The 19,006-nt window shown below is 57.9% G+C and carries 17 protein-coding genes; 2 read left to right on the top strand and 15 right to left on the bottom strand.

All coding sequences use genetic code 11. The features are described 5' to 3' along the window. Positions 1–134: 134 nt before the first annotated feature. The gene (locus ACYZUA_RS10550; RefSeq protein ID WP_461963039.1) at positions 135–1,856 is read left to right on the top strand and encodes a hypothetical protein; all 1,722 of its coding nucleotides are present in this window, start codon (positions 135–137) and stop codon (positions 1,854–1,856) included. A gap of 50 nt (positions 1,857–1,906) precedes the next feature. Then, complete coding sequence (locus tag ACYZUA_RS10545; RefSeq protein ID WP_461963038.1) at positions 1,907–2,557, top strand: hypothetical protein; 651 nt, start codon at positions 1,907–1,909, stop codon at positions 2,555–2,557. Positions 2,558–2,664: 107 nt separating this feature from the next. Here the strand turns inward: ACYZUA_RS10545 and ACYZUA_RS10540 are convergent, their stop codons facing one another. The 15 genes from ACYZUA_RS10540 to flhA all read right to left on the bottom strand — a co-directional run bounded on the left by ACYZUA_RS10540 (position 2,665) and on the right by flhA (position 18,963). Beyond that, positions 2,665–4,272, bottom strand: coding sequence for a hypothetical protein (locus ACYZUA_RS10540; protein WP_461963037.1), 1,608 nt, complete (start codon positions 4,270–4,272; stop codon positions 2,665–2,667). A 267-nt stretch (positions 4,273–4,539) separates the two neighbouring features. Beyond that, the gene (locus ACYZUA_RS10535; RefSeq protein ID WP_056742068.1) at positions 4,540–4,932 is read right to left on the bottom strand and encodes a DUF2802 domain-containing protein; all 393 of its coding nucleotides are present in this window, start codon (positions 4,930–4,932) and stop codon (positions 4,540–4,542) included. Beyond that, positions 4,933–5,418, bottom strand: coding sequence for a chemotaxis protein CheW (locus ACYZUA_RS10530; RefSeq protein ID WP_008155806.1), 486 nt, complete (start codon positions 5,416–5,418; stop codon positions 4,933–4,935). Positions 5,419–5,506: 88 nt separating this feature from the next. Continuing rightward, positions 5,507–6,391, bottom strand: a complete 885-nt coding sequence (locus ACYZUA_RS10525; protein WP_461963935.1) for a CheW domain-containing protein — start codon at positions 6,389–6,391, stop codon at positions 5,507–5,509. 123 nt (positions 6,392–6,514) lie between these two features. Beyond that, on the bottom strand, positions 6,515–7,303 hold the full coding sequence (locus tag ACYZUA_RS10520; RefSeq protein WP_046046365.1) for a ParA family protein: 789 nt from the start codon (positions 7,301–7,303) through the stop codon (positions 6,515–6,517). 43 nt (positions 7,304–7,346) lie between these two features. Next, the gene (gene motD / locus ACYZUA_RS10515; protein WP_008155811.1) at positions 7,347–8,237 is read right to left on the bottom strand and encodes a flagellar motor protein MotD; all 891 of its coding nucleotides are present in this window, start codon (positions 8,235–8,237) and stop codon (positions 7,347–7,349) included. A 15-nt stretch (positions 8,238–8,252) separates the two neighbouring features. Next, positions 8,253–8,993 (bottom strand): flagellar motor protein, encoded by a 741-nt coding sequence (locus tag ACYZUA_RS10510; RefSeq protein ID WP_095127762.1) that lies wholly within the window; start codon positions 8,991–8,993, stop codon positions 8,253–8,255. Beyond that, on the bottom strand, positions 8,993–10,123 hold the full coding sequence (locus ACYZUA_RS10505) for a protein-glutamate methylesterase/protein-glutamine glutaminase (RefSeq protein WP_461963036.1): 1,131 nt from the start codon (positions 10,121–10,123) through the stop codon (positions 8,993–8,995). Before ACYZUA_RS10505 ends, ACYZUA_RS10510 begins: the two co-directional genes overlap by 1 nt. A gap of 49 nt (positions 10,124–10,172) precedes the next feature. After that, on the bottom strand, positions 10,173–12,413 hold the full coding sequence (locus ACYZUA_RS10500; RefSeq protein WP_461963035.1) for a chemotaxis protein CheA: 2,241 nt from the start codon (positions 12,411–12,413) through the stop codon (positions 10,173–10,175). A 37-nt stretch (positions 12,414–12,450) separates the two neighbouring features. Then, positions 12,451–13,239: a protein phosphatase CheZ gene (locus ACYZUA_RS10495; RefSeq protein WP_074874578.1), complete on the bottom strand. Its 789-nt coding sequence runs from the start codon at positions 13,237–13,239 to the stop codon at positions 12,451–12,453. Between the two features lie 31 nt (positions 13,240–13,270). Further along, positions 13,271–13,642: a chemotaxis response regulator CheY gene (locus ACYZUA_RS10490; protein ID WP_024012118.1), complete on the bottom strand. Its 372-nt coding sequence runs from the start codon at positions 13,640–13,642 to the stop codon at positions 13,271–13,273. Between the two features lie 167 nt (positions 13,643–13,809). Then, positions 13,810–14,550 carry an RNA polymerase sigma factor FliA gene (gene fliA, locus ACYZUA_RS10485; protein ID WP_415765170.1) on the bottom strand — a complete coding sequence of 247 codons (741 nt, stop codon included), beginning with the start codon at positions 14,548–14,550 and terminating at the stop codon, positions 13,810–13,812. Next, the gene (gene fleN, locus ACYZUA_RS10480; protein WP_008001746.1) at positions 14,547–15,377 is read right to left on the bottom strand and encodes a flagellar synthesis regulator FleN; all 831 of its coding nucleotides are present in this window, start codon (positions 15,375–15,377) and stop codon (positions 14,547–14,549) included. The genes fliA and fleN overlap by 4 nt, the downstream gene beginning before the upstream one ends. A gap of 116 nt (positions 15,378–15,493) precedes the next feature. Then, entirely contained in the window at positions 15,494–16,822 is a 1,329-nt protein-coding gene (gene flhF, locus ACYZUA_RS10475; RefSeq protein WP_461963034.1) for a flagellar biosynthesis protein FlhF, read from the bottom strand. Positions 16,823–16,833: 11 nt separating this feature from the next. After that, a complete protein-coding gene (gene flhA, locus ACYZUA_RS10470) occupies positions 16,834–18,963 on the bottom strand; it encodes a flagellar biosynthesis protein FlhA (protein WP_461963033.1) in 2,130 nt (709 codons plus the stop codon). Positions 18,964–19,006 lie beyond the last annotated feature (43 nt).

Here is a 19,006-nt window from a genome sequence, read left to right as displayed (position 1 = left end):
CAGCCACTGTCTTGTTTACCGTTCGTCGCCACTGTCAAATGTGACAGTAGCCAGTTTCCTTGCTGTCGTTGCCTGATATGAACGGCAGCGTCTAACTATCTCTTCCCGACGCTTCCTTAACGCAGGAGCGTCTCATGATCCCAACCTCTTCACACATCAATGACCCCGACAACGAAAACGGTTTGTTGCGCCTCTGGCCACCAAGGATTCCAGCGTTAATCACTCCGATAGATGGGGACGAGGGCTACCATGGCGGCATTGGCGCTGCTGCCTTGAATGCCGATCTCTTGGCCATCGTTGAGCCGTGGCTCGAGATAGAACTGGGTGACAAGTGCCTTTTCTTCTGGGATGACGACGTCTCCCCTATCGAAACGCAGTTCATCGACACGCCGGAGAAGCTTGAAGAAAAACTCTACTTCAACATCCCGGTAAAACAGATCCAGGACGGTAGCGCCTTTCCAGTGTTTTTTCGGGTCATACGTTCCGGCGGTAACCGCTCTGACTCAGACAAGCTCAATGTGCTGGTCAAACGAACGCTACCAGGCGGCGTCCTCGACAAGCCCGAGCCACTCGGTCACCCCGGGCTGCGTTACACCCTGATCCCGGACATCAAGGATGGAGTCGATAGGGAAATGGCTAGAAATGGCATAGCCATGCGTATCGAGCCCTATCAGCACATCACCGTGTTCGACCGCATCGTCGCGCGATGGGGTAATGAAGAACAGGTGATCCATTATCCGGTCACACCTGAGCAAATCAGCGATCCGCAAAACCATCCGATTCTGATCATGTTCGATGAACAATTGATCAAGCGTGCGGGTGATGGTAAGCATTTGATCACTTATCAGGTAATCGACCGTTGTGGGAACCGTCCACATGCCTATGCCCCTTGGGCAGTTGCCACTGACGTCAGCGTCAATGTGAATCGCATACCGGCACCGACCGTGACAGGCGAACGAGGGGGAGTGCTGGATCCCGCTTACGTATCCAACATTCAGGTTGTCGCTTCTGGTATCGGGCTGGCCGCTGGCGACAGTGTACGAGCTCACTGGCAAGGGCGGATAGAGCGCGAGACGGCACCCAAGACCTACTCAGGAAGCGGAACGCTAGAGTTTCCGATACCGCTCACCTGGGCCAATGAAAGCGACCAGAGCTCTGTCAGTGTCACCCTGCGCGTGGTACGTGCGGGCGAAAAACCTGTTGCCGAGTCTAAATCCTTCATGATCAAAACCACGATCAGCCTGAAGCCCCCCAAGGTTCTGGAAGCCTACGGTGCGCAGGGCGATCGTTTGAAAATGTCCGATATCTATGAGGCGAGACACGTCACGGTTCAGGTTCAACAATATGTCGGGATGGCGATCGGGCAAACCATACGGGTTCGCTGGGCCTCTGCGCGAAATATCTATGACAGCGTAATCACCACCGTGGCGGCTGTCGGCTCAATGGAGTTCCTCATTCCACGCATGGAATGTGTGGACTCCATTGGCAGTAAGGTTCCCGTCGGTTTCACCGTACGTACCTATCCCGACGGTCCCCTGCATCGTTCTGTTCCTCTGTCACTGGCGGTGGACGCTCAAGCATTTGTCCTGCCCCCTCCACGAATTACCCCGGACCACACCACAGTCACTGTCCGTTATCCGGCAATGGCCAGCGGATACCACGCGCGCGTCCGCCTGGGTGGAGTCATTACTCGCAAGACGGAGTGGCAAGACATGAAAACCGGTGTTACCGCAGAGTTTTCGATCCCGGCAAGCTGGATAGAAAAAAACAGATTCTTGTTGATCAACTACAGCGTCAATCGACCCGGCATAGACGAGCAGAGCCAGTTCTCTCAAGTATTAAGAGTAGAACTATAACCAGTACCGCCCATTGACTACGCACTTGTTTTTCCGAAGGAGCTAAAGACATGCCCACTGAACTGAAAACATTTAATCTTGTCGCACCCAAGGTTCTTGAGGCCTACGGCGCTGACGGAAAGCGCTTGAACTTCAACGACGTCTATAACAGCACCCACGTCAATGTCCAGGTGCCACATTACGTGGGCATGCTCAATGGACATACCGTGAGGGTACGTTGGACAAATGGTCGCTATAAATATGATACCGAGACATTGACCGTCGGCACCCCTGGCCCTCTGAACTTCAAAATCCCTCGACTTGAAATGATCGATTCGATTGGCGTCCTTGGGACGGGCAACTACTGCGTCCGCCTAAACCCAGGTGCGCCGCTGATTATTTCGAAATCACTGTCATTAAATGTTGACAAGCAAGCATTCGACCTCACTGAACCCAAACTTTCCGCTGACGGAAAGAAGGTGACAGTAAAATTTTTGAACATGACGCCCGGCTACACTGTCAGGGTCAGGTGGCACGGCGTGGTAGTACGGGACACCGAAAGCCAGCCAATTCAGAACAGCTCATCAATGGCCTTTGATATTCCAGCAAACTGGATAACGGAGAATGCAGGGAACCCCCCCGTATTAATCAACTACAGCGTTCACCATTCAGGATCGAACGATAACTTGATGTTTTCTCGTTTGCTGCGCATAAGCTTTTGAATAACCGCTGACAATAGCAAAAGGCACAGAGTGCAGATTGAGTGCATTCTGTTCCTTTACATTTCGTCGAGATAAAGCCCTCTCTGCCACAACAAACTGCTGCCAACTCAAATTCCAGAACTTGACACAGCCTGATCAGCCTCATGATAGCTAAAACTGAAAACTCCACCAGTGATCGTCACACGAATCACCGGCAGGTAATCGGTTGTCTGGGCAAAATAGTCACGCTGCATAAACTTGGCCCCCTCCGCCCCCGCAGGAGACTCAACATATATAAATGCTTCCAATGGCAATTTTTTTGGAATACCCACGCTCCACGCCGCCACTATCACTTCATTTGGATAATTCAAGTCCCCTGCATTATTAAAGTTATCTCGAGCTTTCAAAAAAATCGAGAACTGCTCTTTTTCCGGGCCCAGAGAACACTGGTGACCTTGCCTGTTCGTGTGAGAGTGATAGTGCTCTTTCCATTTGGCCAATGTATCCACACCTATCCCCAGACAAGATTCACCCGCATTAGGAAAAAAAGAATGATGCCCGCATGATTTCACTCGCATGTCTGTTGCGCCATCAAAAGGAAAGGCGCAGCGTACAGGCGTGGGATACGAGCCAATCTTTGCAATTGCATCAAAGCTCTTAAACACGAATCCGTTGACCTCGGCTCTATAAAGCCGGGCCATTTTCACATCCCGCCGCAAGTACGAGAAAGGTACACCATTTCTGGAAATAGCGACCGGACTCGGATCCCAGGCATGATAATTGGTCGTCGCCTTAGTTACGCGTATCAATACACCGCTGCAAAAATAAGCTGCGTTGCCAGCGCACTCATTGGCCACATTTGAATACCGCGAGTTTAATTGATCCGCCACGACCTGCCCGTACACCTGATCCGATGCAAAAAAGCTAAAAACATTCTTGTCGACAGCTGCCAAATCTAACTTAACAATAGGAACATTCAATGATGTTGCCAAGTAATACGCACGCTGAAACTTCTGAGCATCCGCCAGTTTTCCAGGCGCCGACGCCTCATAAAACACCGCTTCAATAGGCAATTTTTCCGGCTTGCTTTCATCCCAGGTTCCAACTAATACTTCCATCGGTTTAGCCGTCCACGCTGGATTGACGAGTCTATGCGCTTCGAAGCTGGCCTTGAACTGCGTCGCCACAACCGTACTCAACGAACACTGATTCCTTGGCAACGAGCTGTGTTCTGTAAAGTTCTTCAGCCAGGCATTCGCAGTCGTGGCCGGAACAGCCAACTTCGCACAGTTGGCAAGGTCCGCGTTCAGTTGCCCGACCTTGGGTGCAAAACCGCATCCATGGTCTGCGCGCACATCCAGTGACTCAGTCGGAAAAGGAAAGATACAGCGCAGGTTCAGCGCCTTACCAGCTGCCAAGGCTGACGTCTGGTCCTTTAAGATGAAGCCGCTTTTCCTGTTGCCGTTCAGCGTCGTACTTCCAACATCGGAGCGAATATACGTAAATGCCACCGAGCCCAGTTTCGTAGCAGCCGAACCATAATCCCAAAACTTGAAAGAAGTGCTGTAGTCAACGGCCCGGAGCAATACACCGGAACAATAATAAGCCGGCGTGCCATTCGAACACTGTGTAACGCCACTCGTGTACTTGCTGTTCAGATCAGTAACCAGGGCCTGGCCAGACATGGCTTGAACGTGTGTAACGCAACAAAACATTAAAACAATCAGCGTTCTCATCTGGACAGTTCCGCTTGAGATAGAAATTAATCTCAAGTCTCTGCTGCCCCGAGCCCCCACTTCTACTGTCAGAAATAACAGTGTCGACGAACGGTTCTCCGGATGATCTGACGTTGCTTGAAAATTTTAGTAAACCGATAGGAAAAGTTTAAGTCAGCACCCAATGCAAAAGATCGCAGCCTCATTGCACTCGACAGCTCCTACAGGCTGTATGCCATCCCATGTAGGAGCTGTCGAGTGCAATGAGGCTGCGATCTTTTGATCTTCTCAGTTCTTGTGCAACTTACTCATCAACTCCGCCTCAGCCTGGGTCAAGCCGCAGGACTGAGTCAGTTCATCGACGCTAGCGCCCATACCGACCAGTTTTGCCGCTTGGGCAAACGACAGGCTCGACGGATCGCGCTGTTCCAACTGAGCCAGTTTGTCCGGCAACGGGCCAACTACCGCGCGCAGTTCGTGCAGGTCTTCACCCATGCGCACGTTGCCGCTCTGGTAGTCCTCGACGCGCTTGGCCAGGTCCTTGATGCGCTGATCGCGCAGCGCATCGCCCTGGGCCTGTTGCGCGGCGATCAGTCGTTGGCCTCGTATATACGCCAGAAACATCGCCAGCGTGCCTGCCCAGAAGAGGAACAGGACAATGACTGCTACCTCAAGAATCAATCAGATGTTCTCCAGATCCGACCATTCTTCTTCGCTCATCATCTTGTCCAGCTCGACCAGGATCAGCAGTTCGTTGTTCTTGTTGCACACGCCTTGAATGAACTTGGCGGATTCTTCGTTACCGACGTTCGGCGCGGTTTCGATTTCCGACTGACGCAGGTAAACCACTTCCGCGACGCTGTCGACCATGATCCCGACGACTTGCTTGTCGGCTTCGATGATGACGATACGGGTGTTGTCGCTGATTTCGGCATTCATCAGGCCAAAGCGCTGACGGGTGTCGATCACGGTGACCACGTTACCGCGCAGGTTGATGATGCCCAGCACGTAGCTCGGGGCACCCGGGACCGGGGCGATTTCGGTATAACGCAGGACTTCCTGAACGCGCATCACGTTGATGCCGTAGGTTTCATTGTCCAGTTTGAAGGTTACCCATTGCAGGATCGGATCTTCAGAACCTTTTGCATTCGTCGCTTGATTACTCATACCCTGACCCCTCGAAAAACCGCTTCTGGCGGTGTGTGTTCTGTTGGCGGCATTCAACAATGCCGTCGCATGCTTGTTATGTCGGCAGCTATGTCGGTTTGTGTAGCGGCTTGATGCCGCCCATGTGCTTTGCCCCGCCGCTGGCGATCAACTCGGCCAGGGCGGAAACGTCCAGCAGCGCACACATGTGCTCAATCACCGTGCCAGCGAGCCATGGCCGCTGACCTCGATGACTTCTCCATTTGATTTCGTTCGGGTCCAGGCGCAACGAGCGGCTGACCTGATGCACCGCCAGCCCCCACTCGTAGCCCTGAACCGAAATAACGTATTGCAGGCCCTGGCGGAAATCGTCGCGGTAACGGTCGGGCATGACCCAACGAGCAGTGTCCAATACTTTCAGGTTGCCGGCCTGACTCGGCAGAATCCCGAGGAACCATTCCGGCTGACCGAACAGCGGTGTCAGCTCGTGACCGGCCAAAGAATAAATCGAGCCCAGGCACACCAGCGGCACCGCCAGGGTCAGCCCGGCGACATCGAACAACAGGCATTCGAATGGCTCGGCGGCCCAGGACGGGCGACCATCGATTTCCACGGGTGGTGGCGTGTTGCTCGGTGGCAGGTGGACTTCGACCACCGGCGGCACCAAGGCTTGCAGCAGGGGGGCGATGGTCGATACCGGTGCGAGAACCGGCACCGGTGCTTCGATCACAGCTACCGGTGCTTTCACCACGGGCGCTGCTACCGGTGCGGCAACCAAGGCGGGTTTCTGCGCATCGCGAGCCTGCTCTTCGAGCACCGCTGCCTGGAACTCGTCCAGCGCAGCTTCAACTTCGACCGCTTCAACAACCTCAACGATTTCAACCAGCGCTTCGATTTCCGGCGGCAACTCTTCAGTCGCCTCCATCAGCAAGCTGTCCAGATAGGACTGGAGTGCGAGTTGCGGGCGCGAGGTGATTTTTACCGGGCGGTTCATGCGCATGCCCTTGTAGGAGCGAGGCTTGCCCGCGAAGAACGATGACACGATTCAACTGTAAATACCGCGGCGCCTGCTTCGCGGGCAAGCCTCGCTCCTACAGGTACAGGGATTGAGTTCATCTCACGCCACCTGCGGGACAAGTTGTGCTGCCAGCAGGTGCTTGAGCAGTGCGCGGTACGCGAGAACACCACGGCTCTTGCCGTCGAACTGCGAAGGCGTCACCCCTGCCCGGCTGGCATCGCGCAAGCGGGTATCGACCGGGATGTAGCCCTGCCAGATTTCTTCCGGGTACTTGTCGCGCAACACCCGCAGCGTGCCGAGGGACGCCTGCGTGCGGCGGTCGAACAGGGTCGGCACGATGCTGAACGGCAGCGCCTGTTTACGCGAACGGTTGATCATCGCCAGGGTATTGACCATGCGCTCCAGGCCTTTGACCGCCAGGTGTTCAGTCTGCACCGGAATCACCAATTGCTGACTCGCCGCCAAGGCATTGACCATCAGCACGCCGAGCAACGGCGGGCTGTCGATCACGGCGTAGTCGAAGTCCTGCCAAAGTTGCGCCAGGCTCTTGGCAATCACCAGGCCCAAGCCACTCTGACCCGGCGACTGGCGCTCGAGGGTCGCGAGTGCGGTGCTCGACGGCAACAGGGAAATACTCTCGTGGCTGGTGGGTAACAGCAACTGCCCGGGCAGGCCTTGCGGCACGCTGCCCTTGTGCAGGAACAGGTCGTAGCTGCTGTGTTCCAGGCTGTCGGGGTCGTAACCGAAGTAGCTGGTCATGGAGCCGTGGGGGTCGAGATCGACCACGACCACACGCTTGCCCGCCTCGGCCAGCAAACCGGCTAAAGCGATAGAGGAAGTGGTTTTACCAACACCACCCTTTTGATTGGCGACTGCCCAGACTCTCATTCGGATTGTTCCTCCCGGTCGAAATGGTCGACCGAGGAAAAGCTCAACGTATTAATGCGGGTGACGGAGAATTGACGGCACTCTCTCGTCCCGGCGACTTGACCGGGGTCGGTGCAGTTTGTGTGCCAGCACGCTTCAACGCGGCATCAGGTTTCGCATTGGCGGTTCCGGTGCCCGTGAGGCTGCGGCGTACATCGAGATTTCGTGAGACCACCAGCACCACACGACGGTTACGCGCCCGGCCCTCGGCAGTGGCGTTGTTGGCCACTGGCTGGAACTCGCCGTACCCCACCGACGCCAGGCGACCGGGGTTCACACCCTGCATCGCCAGCATGCGCACGATGCTGGCTGAACGAGCCGAGGACAGCTCCCAGTTGGTCGGGTATTGCGCGGTGCGGATCGGTTGATCGTCAGTGAAGCCTTCGACGTGAATCGGGTTGTCGAACGGCTTCAGAATCGCGGCAACCTTGTCGATGATATTGAACGCGATATCGCTGGGCATGGCGTCGCCGCTGCCGAACAACAGGCTGGAATTGAGTTCGATCTCGACCCACAGCTCGTTGCCGCGAATGGTCATCTGGTTGGAGCTGATCAAGTCGCCGAACGCGGCGCTGATGTCGTCGGCGATGCTTTTGAGCGGATCGCTGGCACCCGCGATACCGGCGTCGACCTGCTCGGCGTCTTTAACCAGCGGCTTGGCCGGGGTCACGGTCTTCGGTCGCTCGTCGCCGATCGGGATCGGCTTGAGGGCGCGATCGGAATCGGTAAACACCCCGATCAGCGCCTCGGAAATGACCTTGTACTTGCCTTCGTTGATCGAAGAAATCGAATACATCACGACGAAGAAAGCGAACAGCAACGTAATGAAGTCGGCGTACGAAACCAGCCAACGTTCATGGTTTACATGTTCTTCAGGTTGCCGGCGACGAGCCATAGTCCATTACCCCCATCAATCCATGAAGCCCTGAAGCTTCAACTCAATAGAGCGAGGGTTTTCACCTTCGGCGATCGACAGAATGCCTTCCAACAACATTTCGCGATAACGCGACTGCCGCATAGCGACGGACTTGAGTTTGGCGGCAATCGGCAGCAGCACCAGGTTGGCACTGGCCACGCCGTAGATGGTCGCGACGAAGGCCACGGCAATGCCGCTACCCAGTTGCGATGGATCGGCGAGGTTGCCCATCACGTGGATCAGGCCCATCACCGCACCGATGATGCCGATGGTCGGCGCGTAGCCGCCCATGCTTTCGAAGACTTTGGCGGCTTCGATGTCGCGGCTTTCCTGGGTGTAGAAATCCACTTCCAGGATGCTGCGAATCGCTTCCGGCTCGGCGCCGTCCACCAACAGTTGAAGGCCTTTGCGCGAGTAATTGTCAGGTTCGGCGTCGGCCACCCCTTCCAGACCGAGCAGGCCTTCCTTGCGTGCGGTCAGGCTCCAGTTGACAACGCGATCGACGCCACCGGCGAGGTCGATGCGTGGAGGGAACAGGATCCAGGCCAGAATCTGCATGGCGCGTTTGAAGGCGCTCATCGGTGACTGCAGCAGCGCCGCACCGACGGTTCCGCCGATAACGATCAACGCCGCCGGGCCGTTGGCCAGGGCGCCGAGGTGGCCGCCTTCAAGGTAGTTGCCGCCAATGATGGCGACGAACGCCATGATGATCCCGATGAGGCTCAAAACATCCATCAGATACAAGCCTCGACCAGATGCTTGCCAATATCGTCCAGGCTGTACACCGCGTCGGCGAGTTCGGCTTTGACGATGGCCATCGGCATGCCGTAGATCACGCAGCTGGCTTCATCCTGAGCCCAGATTGCACTGCCGCCCTGTTTGAGCAGACGCGCGCCTTCACGACCGTCGGCGCCCATGCCGGTCAATACGACCGCCAGAACTTTGTCGCCGTAAGACTTGGCAGCGGAACCGAAGGTGATGTCCACGCACGGCTTGTAGTTCAGACGTTCGTCGCCCGGGAGGATTTTCACCGCGCCCCGGCCGTCGATCATCATTTGCTTGCCACCCGGCGCCAGCAACGCCAGGCCCGGACGCAGGATGTCGCCATCCTCGGCTTCCTTGACGCTGATGCGGCAGAGCTTGTCCAGACGCTCGGCAAAGGCCTTGGTAAAAGCGGCCGGCATGTGCTGGATCAATACGATCGGTGCAGGGAAATTGGCCGGTAATTGGGTCAGAACCCGCTGCAGGGCAACCGGGCCGCCCGTGGACGTACCGATGGCAACCAGTTTGTAGGCTTTGCGTTTCGGCGTTGGCGATGACGAGGCTGGCGCGTGCGTACGCGCCGGAATCGGAGCCGGTGCCGGACGCGCAGGCGCGCTGCTGCCATAGCTGCTGACGCTCGAAGGTGCAGGCGTCGGGGCGGGTGCGGCGACAGGTGCCGGAGCGCTGTAGGTGTTGGCGCGACGGTTACTGCGCGAAATGCTGAGAATCTTCTCGCACAGCAGTTGCTTGACCTTCTCCGGGTTACGGGAGATGTCTTCGAAATTCTTCGGCAGGAAATCCACCGCGCCGGCGTCCAGCGCGTCGAGGGTTACCCGAGCGCCTTCGTGGGTCAGCGAGGAGAACATCAACACCGGGGTCGGGCAGCGCTGCATGATGTGCCGCACCGCCGTGATGCCATCCATCATCGGCATCTCGTAGTCCATGGTGATCACGTCTGGTTTGAGGGCCAGCGCCTGATCAATCGCCTCTTTGCCGTTGGTCGCCGTGCCGACGACCTGGATGTTCGGATCCGCTGAAAGAATTTCCGAGACGCGGCGGCGGAAAAACCCCGAATCGTCCACCACCAGGACTTTAACTGCCATAAACACTCCGTTAGACGGAGCGAGGCTCAGTCGCCCCGCTCCACCAGAATCAAATACGCCGTGCGGCGTAACGCTTGAGCATGCTCGGAACATCGAGAATCAGCGCAATGCGGCCGTCACCGGTGATGGTGGCGCCGGACATGCCCGGGGTTCCCTGGAGCATTTTGCCCAATGGCTTGATGACCACTTCTTCCTGGCCTACCAGTTGATCGACGACGAAGCCGATCCGCTGAGTGCCCACCGAAAGGATCACCACATGGCCTTCGCGCTGCTCTTCATGAGCGGCGGAGGCGACCAGCCAGCGCTTGAGGTAGAACAATGGCAGCGCCTTGTCCCGCACGATCACCACTTCCTGGCCGTCCACCACGTTGGTGCGCGACAGGTCGAGGTGGAAGATCTCGTTGACGTTCACCAGCGGGAACGCAAACGCCTGGTTGCCCAGCATGACCATCAGCGTCGGCATGATCGCCAGGGTCAACGGGACCTTGATGACGATCTTCGAGCCCTTGCCCTTGGTCGAGTAGATATTGATGGTGCCGTTGAGCTGGGCGATTTTGGTTTTCACCACGTCCATGCCCACGCCGCGTCCGGAGACGTCGGAAATTTCGGTCTTGGTCGAGAAACCCGGCGCGAAGATCAGGTTGAAGCAATCGGATTCGCTGAGGCGATCCGCTGCATCCTTGTCCATCAAGCCTTTCTTCACGGCAATGCCGCGCAGAACATCGGCGTCCATGCCCTTGCCGTCATCGGAGATGGACAGCAGGATGTGGTCGCCTTCCTGTTCAGCGGACAGGATCACCTTGCCGCTGCGAGGCTTGCCCATCGCTTCGCGCTCAGCCGGCTCTTCGATACCGTGGTCGACCGAGTTGCGCACCAAGTGGACCAGCGGGTCGGCCAGGGCCTCGACGAGGTTCTTGTCGAGGTCGGTTTCTTCGCCGACCAGTTCCAGGTTGATTTCTTTCTTGAGCTGGCGAGCCAGGTCGCGAACCAGACGCGGGAAGCGCCCGAAGACCTTCTTGATCGGTTGCATCCGGGTCTTCATGACCGCGGTTTGCAGGTCGGCCGTGACCACGTCGAGGTTCGACACAGCCTTGGACATGGCTTCGTCGCCGCTGTTGAGGCCCAGACGGACCAAGCGGTTACGCACCAGTACCAACTCGCCGACCATGTTCATGATTTCGTCGAGACGCGCGGTATCGACCCGCACGGTGGTTTCGGCTTCGCTGGCCGGTTTTTCCGGTGGCGGCGCGGCTGGGGCACGGGCCGGAGCCGGTGCAGCAGCGGCAGGCTTCGGCGCTTCGGCTTTAGGCTCGGGCGCTTTGGCGACGGGTTTTGCAGCCGGTGCTGGCGCCTTGGCGACAGGAGCAGAAACCACTGCGCCAGTGCCAACCTCGGTGAACTTGCCTTTGCCGTGCAATTCGTCGAGCAGTGATTCGAACTCGTGATCTGAGATCAGATCGCCGCCAGCGGCTTTAGCGGTTGGAGCAGCCGGGGCCGGGACCGCAGCAATGGCCGATTCCAGCGCATCAACGGCAAAGTTGCCCTTGCCGTGCAACTGATCGAGCAGTGCTTCGAACTCGTCGTCGGTGATATCGGAGCTGTCGCCTGCCACTTTCGGGGCAGCCGGCGCGGCTGGCGCCGGGGCTACCGCATCGACGGCGAACTGGCCTTTACCGTGCAGTTGATCGAGCAACGACTCGAACTCGGCATCGGTGATTTCGTCGCTGGTCGGCGCGTTGCTGCTGGGCGCTGGCAAAGCTGCCGGGGCTTCTGCCTGAGCCTTGACGGCGTTCAGCGAGTCCAGCAGTTGTTCAAATTCGTTATCGGTGATGTCACCCGATTCGCTCTCGGCGGCAGGTTCGTCCACCACCTCGGCGACCGGTGCCGTTTCATCGGCGGTTTGCGGCTCGGCCAGACGGGCCAGAGCTGCCAGCAATTCAGGCGTGGCAGCCGTGATCGGGCTGCGCTCGCGGACCTCGGTAAACATGCCGTTCACCGCATCCAGCGCTTCGAGAACCACGTCCATCAGTTCCGAGTCGACGCGACGTTCACCCTTGCGCAGGATGTCGAACACGTTCTCGGCGATGTGACAGCACTCCACCAGCTCGTTGAGCTGGAGGAAGCCGGCGCCTCCTTTTACAGTGTGAAAACCGCGAAAAATTGCATTGAGCAAGTCCGCATCATCCGGTCGGCTTTCAAGCTCGACCAGCTGTTCGGACAGTTGCTCTAGAATCTCGCCGGCCTCAACCAGGAAATCCTGAAGGATCTCTTCATCGGCGCCGAAGCTCATTAAGGGGGTGCTCCTAAAGGTCTAAAAACCTAAAAACCTAAAATCCAAGACTGGATAGCAAATCGTCCACATCGTCCTGACCGGACACAACGTCTTCTCTTTTATCGGCATGAATCTGCGGACCTTCACCCTGAGATAGATGTTTTTGCGGATCTTTTTCTGCAAGCATCGCTTCACGGTCATGTTCGATGCCCGCAAAGCGGTCCACCTGACTGGCCATAAGCACGAGCTTGAGCAGGTTGCTTTCGACTTCGGTGACCAATTGGGTCACACGCTTGATCACCTGACCGGTGAGGTCCTGGTAATCCTGAGCGAGCAGAATGTCGTTGAGATTGCTCGACACCACGCGATTGTCTTCGCTGCTGCGTGTCAGGAAACCGTCGACTCGCCGGGCCAGCTCGCGGAACTCTTCAGCCCCGACTTCGCGACGCATGAACCGACCCCAGTCGGTGCTCAAGGCCTGGGCTTCGTTGCTCAGGCCGTTGACCAGCGGCGTGGCGTTTTCCACCAGGTCCATGGTGCGGTTGGCAGCGGCCTCGGTCAGCTTGACCACATAACCCAGACGCTCGGTGGCATCCGTGATCTGCGAGACTTCCTCGGCTTGCGGCATGTTCGGGTCAATCTGGAAATTGACGATCGCGCTATGCAGCTCGCGAGTGAGCTTGCCCACTTCCTGATACAGGCCACGGTCACGGGTCTGATTGAGCTCATGGATCAGTTGCACAGCGTCGCCGAACCTGCCTTTTTCAAGGCTTTCGACCAGTTCGACCGCGTGTTTTTTCAGAGTCGATTCGAAATCGCCCTGTGAAGACTCGTTATGCTCCATAGCTCCCCCCGTGGCGCAGTGGCTTCGCACATCAACCGATGCGTTCGAAGATCTTTTCAATCTTGTCTTTCAACGCCTGGGCCGTGAAGGGCTTGACCACATAGCCGTTAACACCGGCCTGGGCAGCCTCGATAATTTGCTCGCGCTTGGCTTCGGCCGTGACCATCAACACCGGAAGGTGCTTGAGTTTTTCATCGGCACGCACGTGGCGCAGCAGGTCGATACCGGTCATGCCGGGCATGTTCCAGTCTGTTACCAGAAAGTCGATGCTGCCGCTGTTGAGAACCGGAATGGCAGTAGTGCCATCGTCGGCCTCGACCGTGTTGGTGAACCCAAGGTCACGCAACAGGTTTTTAATGATCCGCCGCATCGTTGAGAAGTCATCAACGATGAGGATTTTCATGTTCTTGTCCAATTCGACCTCCAAGCAGTCTTAAACGCGCCCAGCACCTGGACGCGCCATTTCAATCAATCCGGCAAAGCACTCAATGACTGTCTGGAGCACAGCAGATCGGGGCCGGTACGGTTCAACACCCCACCCGCCGCGTTCGCAGTGTCCCCACACTGCCTTCAGCGCGCTCGCCACTCCCCCAAACGCCCCCGCAAACGGGCCGCGCACTGGCTGTGTAACTGGCTGACCCGAGATTCGCTGACCCCCAGGACCTCACCGATTTCCTTGAGATTCAACTCTTCGTCGTAGTACAGCGCCAACACCAGTCGCTCACGCTCCGGCAAATTGGCAATCGCGTCCGCCAGCGCTGCCTGGAAGCGTTCATCTTCCAGATCGCGTGACGGCTCCAGATGAGCACTGGCGCCATCCTCGTGCAGCCCTTCGTGTTCGCCGTCCTGCAACAGATCGTCGAAACTGAATAAGCGGCTGCCCAGGGTGTCGTTCAAAATCCCGTAATAATCGTCGAGACTCAATTGGAGTTCGGCCGCAACCTCGTGATCTTTAGCGTCACGGCCGGTTTTAGCTTCAATCGAACGAATTGCGTCGCTGACCATCCGGGTATTGCGGTGGACCGAACGTGGCGCCCAGTCCCCCTTGCGTACTTCATCGAGCATCGCGCCGCGGATTCGAATGCCCGCGTACGTCTCGAAACTCGCGCCTTTGCTGGCGTCGTATTTGGTCGACACTTCAAGCAGGCCGATCATCCCGGCCTGGATCAGGTCTTCGACCTGGACACTGGCCGGCAGACGCGCCAGCAAGTGGTAGGCAATGCGTTTAACCAGTGGCGCGTAACGCTCGATCAGCTCGTACTGCGCGTCACGTGCCGACTTCTTGTAGAGGTTGTAGCCACTGGATGTCATAGCACCGGTCCTGCGGTTTGTTGCACGAGGCGCTCGACGAAAAACTCCAGGTGCCCACGCGGGTTGGCAGGCAGCGGCCAGGTATCGACCTTCTGTGCAATGGCCTTGAACGCCAGTGAGCACTTGGACCGCGGGAAGGCTTCGTAGACGGCGCGCTGCTTCTGCACGGCCTTGCGCACGCTTTCGTCGTAAGGCACCGCGCCGACGTATTGTAAGGCGACGTCAAGGAAGCGATCCGTGACCTTGGTCAACTTGGCGAACAGGTTGCGACCTTCCTGTGGGCTCTGGGCCATGTTGGCCAGGACGCGGAAGCGGTTCATGCCGTAATCGCGGTTCAGCAGTTTGATCAGTGCGTAGGCATCGGTGATCGAGGTCGGTTCGTCGCAGACCACCAGCAAGACCTCCTGCGCTGCGCGAACGAAACTGACAACCGAGTCACCAATGCCCGCAGCGGTGTCGATCACCAGCACGTCGAGGTTGTCGCCGATATCGCTGAACGCCTGGATCAGGCCGGCGTGTTGCGCCGGGCTTAAATGAACCATGCTCTGTGTGCCGGACGCGGCCGGGACGATGCGGATGCCGCCAGGGCCTTGCAACAGTACGTCGCGCAGCTCGCAGCGGCCTTCGATCACGTCGGCCAAAGTACGTTTGGGTGTCAGTCCCAGCAGGACGTCGACGTTCGCCAGCCCCAGATCAGCGTCCAGCAGCATGACGCGCCGGCCGAGCTCCGCTAGAGCCAGGGACAAGTTCACTGACACGTTAGTCTTCCCGACGCCACCTTTGCCGCCGGTCACCGCGATCACCTGTACGGGATGCATGCTGCCCATGAATTTTCTTTACCTTGTCTTACTTAGACGGAGGCCACATTACTGGCTGCGCGTTCACGAACTGAACAATGCATGGCAGACCATCGATGTAGGTACAAAAACTGTTCATTAATACCTCAGCCGACCTGCTTGGTCGGGCTGTGGTAAATATCAGCGAACATGTCAGCCATGGCTTCTTCGCTGGGTTCTTCTTGCATTTGCACGCTGACGGCGCGACTGACCAACTGATGACGACGCGGTAGATGCAAATCATCCGGAATCCGCGGGCCATCGGTCAGGTAAGCCACCGGCAATTCATGACTGATGGCCAGGCTCAACACCTCGCCCAGACTTGCCGTTTCATCCAGTTTAGTCAGGATGCAGCCAGCGAGCCCACAACGCTTGTAACTGTGATAAGCGGCCGTTAGAACCTGTTTCTGGCTGGTGGTTGCCAACACCAGATAATTTTTCGATTTGATGCCACGACCGGCCAGGCTTTCGAGCTGCATGCGCAGTGCCGGATCGCTGGCCTGAAGGCCCGCGGTATCGATCAGCACCACGCGTTTGCGCAGCAAAGGCTCCAGCGCCTGAACCAGCGATTGGCCCGGATCGACATGCGTCACCGACACATTGAGGATCCGGCCCAAGGTCTTGAGTTGTTCCTGAGCACCAATACGGTAGCTGTCCATGCTGACCAGCGCGATATTCTGCGCGCCGTACTTGAGCACATAGCGGGCCGCGAGTTTGGCCAGCGTGGTGGTCTTGCCCATGCCGGCAGGGCCGACCATGGCAATCACGCCGCCCTCTTCCAGAGGCTCGACTTCCGGTGTGACGATCATCCGCGCCAGGTGTGCCAGCAACATGCGCCAGGCCTGACGAGGTTCTTCAATATCGGTAATCAGCGCGAGCAAATCGCGCGACAACGGGCCGGACAGACCGATGCGTTGCAGGCGACGCCAAAGGTTGGCCTGGGCCGGACGGCTGCCTTGCAGCTGATTCCAGGCCAGGGAGCCGAGTTGCACTTCCATCAGTTCGCGCAGACTGTTGAGTTCGAAACGCATCGAGTCGAACGCCCGCGGGTCGACGCCGCCGGTGGCAGGTGCCGCGGCCGGTGCAGGACGACGGGGTTCGGCGTAGGTCGGCTCGACCAGCGGCTCGGCGGCGGTCAGTGGCAGGCCGGCGAACAACTGGCGATTGGTGGACTTGTCGCTCTCGCCATCGCTGCGCAGGCTCAGTTCGGCCTGGGCGGTGACGATCCGCGATTGGGTCTTGCGCAGCTCGTCTTCGAGTTCCATGTTCGGAACGCGCGGAGCCAGCGCCGATAACTTGTAATCCAGGGCGGCCGTCAGCTCGACACCACCGGCGATCCGACGGTTGCCAATGATGGCGGCATCAGCGCCCAGCTCATCACGAACCAGCTTCATGGCCTGACGCATATCGGCGGCGAAAAAACGCTTAACTTGCATGAACCACTACCTCAGCCGTTGGGCCCTACTGTCGCAACGATGGTCACTTGCTTGTTGTCAGGAATTTCCTGGTAAGCCAACACATGCAAACCCGGGACTGCCAATCGGCCGAATCGCGACAGCATCGCGCGAACCGGACCGGCTACCAGCAGAATCACCGGTTGACCTTGCATTTCCTGACGCTGCGCCGCATCGATCAACGAGCGCTGCAGTTTCTCAGCCATGCTTGGCTCCAGCAGAACGCCCTCTTCCGAGCCTTGTCCTGCCTTCTGAAGACTATTGAGCAATATTTGTTCCAACCTTGGCTCCAGGGTGATCACTGGCAGCTCGGAGTCAGTGCCTACAATGCTTTGGACGATTGCGCGGGATACGCCGACGCGCACCGCGGCCACCAGCGCGGCAGTATCTTGACTCTTGCTGGCATTGTTCGCGATGGCTTCGGCAATGCTGCGAATGTCCCGCACTGGCACCTGTTCGGCCAGCAACGCCTGCAATACTTTGAGCAGCTGCGACAGAGACACCACACCCGGCACCAGTTCTTCGGCCAGTTTTGGTGAGCTTTTGGCCAACAATTGCATGAGTTGCTGCACTTCTTCGTGACCGATCAATTCGCTCGAGTGCTTGTACAGAATTTGGTTCAAGTGGGTTGCCACTACCGTACTGGCATCGACCACGGTGTAACCGAGGGATTGTGCCTGAGCTCGCTGGCTGACTTCGATCCAGACCGCCTCCAGACCGAAAGCCGGATCTTTGGCGGTAATGCCGTTGAGCGTACCGTAGACCTGCCCCGGGTTGATCGCCAGTTCGCGGTCCGGGTAAATCTCCGCTTCGGCGAGGATCACCCCCATCAGGGTCAGGCGATAGGCACTCGGTGCCAGGTCGAGGTTGTCACGGATATGCACGGTCGGCATCAGGAAACCCAGATCCTGGGAGAGCTTCTTGCGCACACCCTTGATCCGCGCCAGCAACTGACCACCCTGATTGCGGTCCACCAGCGGAATCAGCCGGTAGCCGACTTCCAGGCCGATCATGTCGATCGGAGTGACGTCATCCCAGCCAAGCTCCTTGGCTTCCTGAGCGCGAGCCGGCGACGGCAACAGCTCCTGCTGACGCTTGACCTCCTGCAAAGCTTGAACCTTGACCACGTTCTGCTTCTTCCAGAACAGGTACGCGCCGCCGGCCGCCAGGGCCGCCATGCTGAGAAAGGAGAAGTGCGGCATGCCGGGCACCAGGCCCATGACCGCCATAATACCCGCCGCCACTGCCAACGCTTTCGGCGAGGCGAACATCTGGCGATTGATCTGTTTGCCCATGTCTTCCGAGCCGGACGCACGAGTCACCATGATCGCTGCGGCGGTCGACAACAGCAGTGATGGCAATTGCGCCACCAAACCGTCACCGATGGTCAACAAGGCGTACACCCGACCGGCATCGCCGAAGGTCATGCCGTGCTGGAAGATGCCGACCGCCATGCCGCCGATCAGGTTGATGAACAGAATCAGCAGGCCGGCAATGGCGTCACCGCGAACGAACTTGCTGGCGCCGTCCATGGAACCGTAGAACTCCGCCTCTTGGGCGACTTCCGAACGACGGGCCTTGGCCTGAGCCTGATCGATCAGACCAGCGTTGAGGTCGGCGTCGATCGCCATTTGTTTACCGGGCATCGCATCGAGGGTGAAACGCGCGCTCACCTCGGAAATCCGTCCGGCGCCCTTGGTCACCACGACAAAGTTGATGATCATCAAAATCGCGAACACCACGATACCGACCACGTAGTTACCGCCGATCACCACCTCGCCGAAGGCCTGGATCACCTTACCGGCGGCGGCATGACCGTCCTGGCCGTGGAGCATCACCACGCGCGTGGAGGCCACGTTCAGCGCCAGTCGCAGCAACGTCGCCACCAGCAGAATGGTCGGAAACACCGCGAAATCCAGCGGTCGCAACGCGTAAACACAAACCAGCAACACCACGATCGACAAGGCAATGTTGAACGTGAAGAACACGTCCAGCAGGAACGGCGGGATCGGCAACATCATCATCGCCAGCATGACCAGCAGCAACAACGGCACACCCAGATTGCCTCGACTTAAGTCGGCAACGTTTGTGCGAGCACTGTTGAGTAACTGAGAGCGATCCACCGGTATTCCCCGTTCCTTGAAGCAAACTTTTTGACGCCGAAAG

Source organism: Pseudomonas sp. LS2P72, from assembly GCF_054897865.1.
Note: the sequence above shows the minus strand (reverse complement) of the source record. Positions and strands in the feature narration are given on the sequence as shown.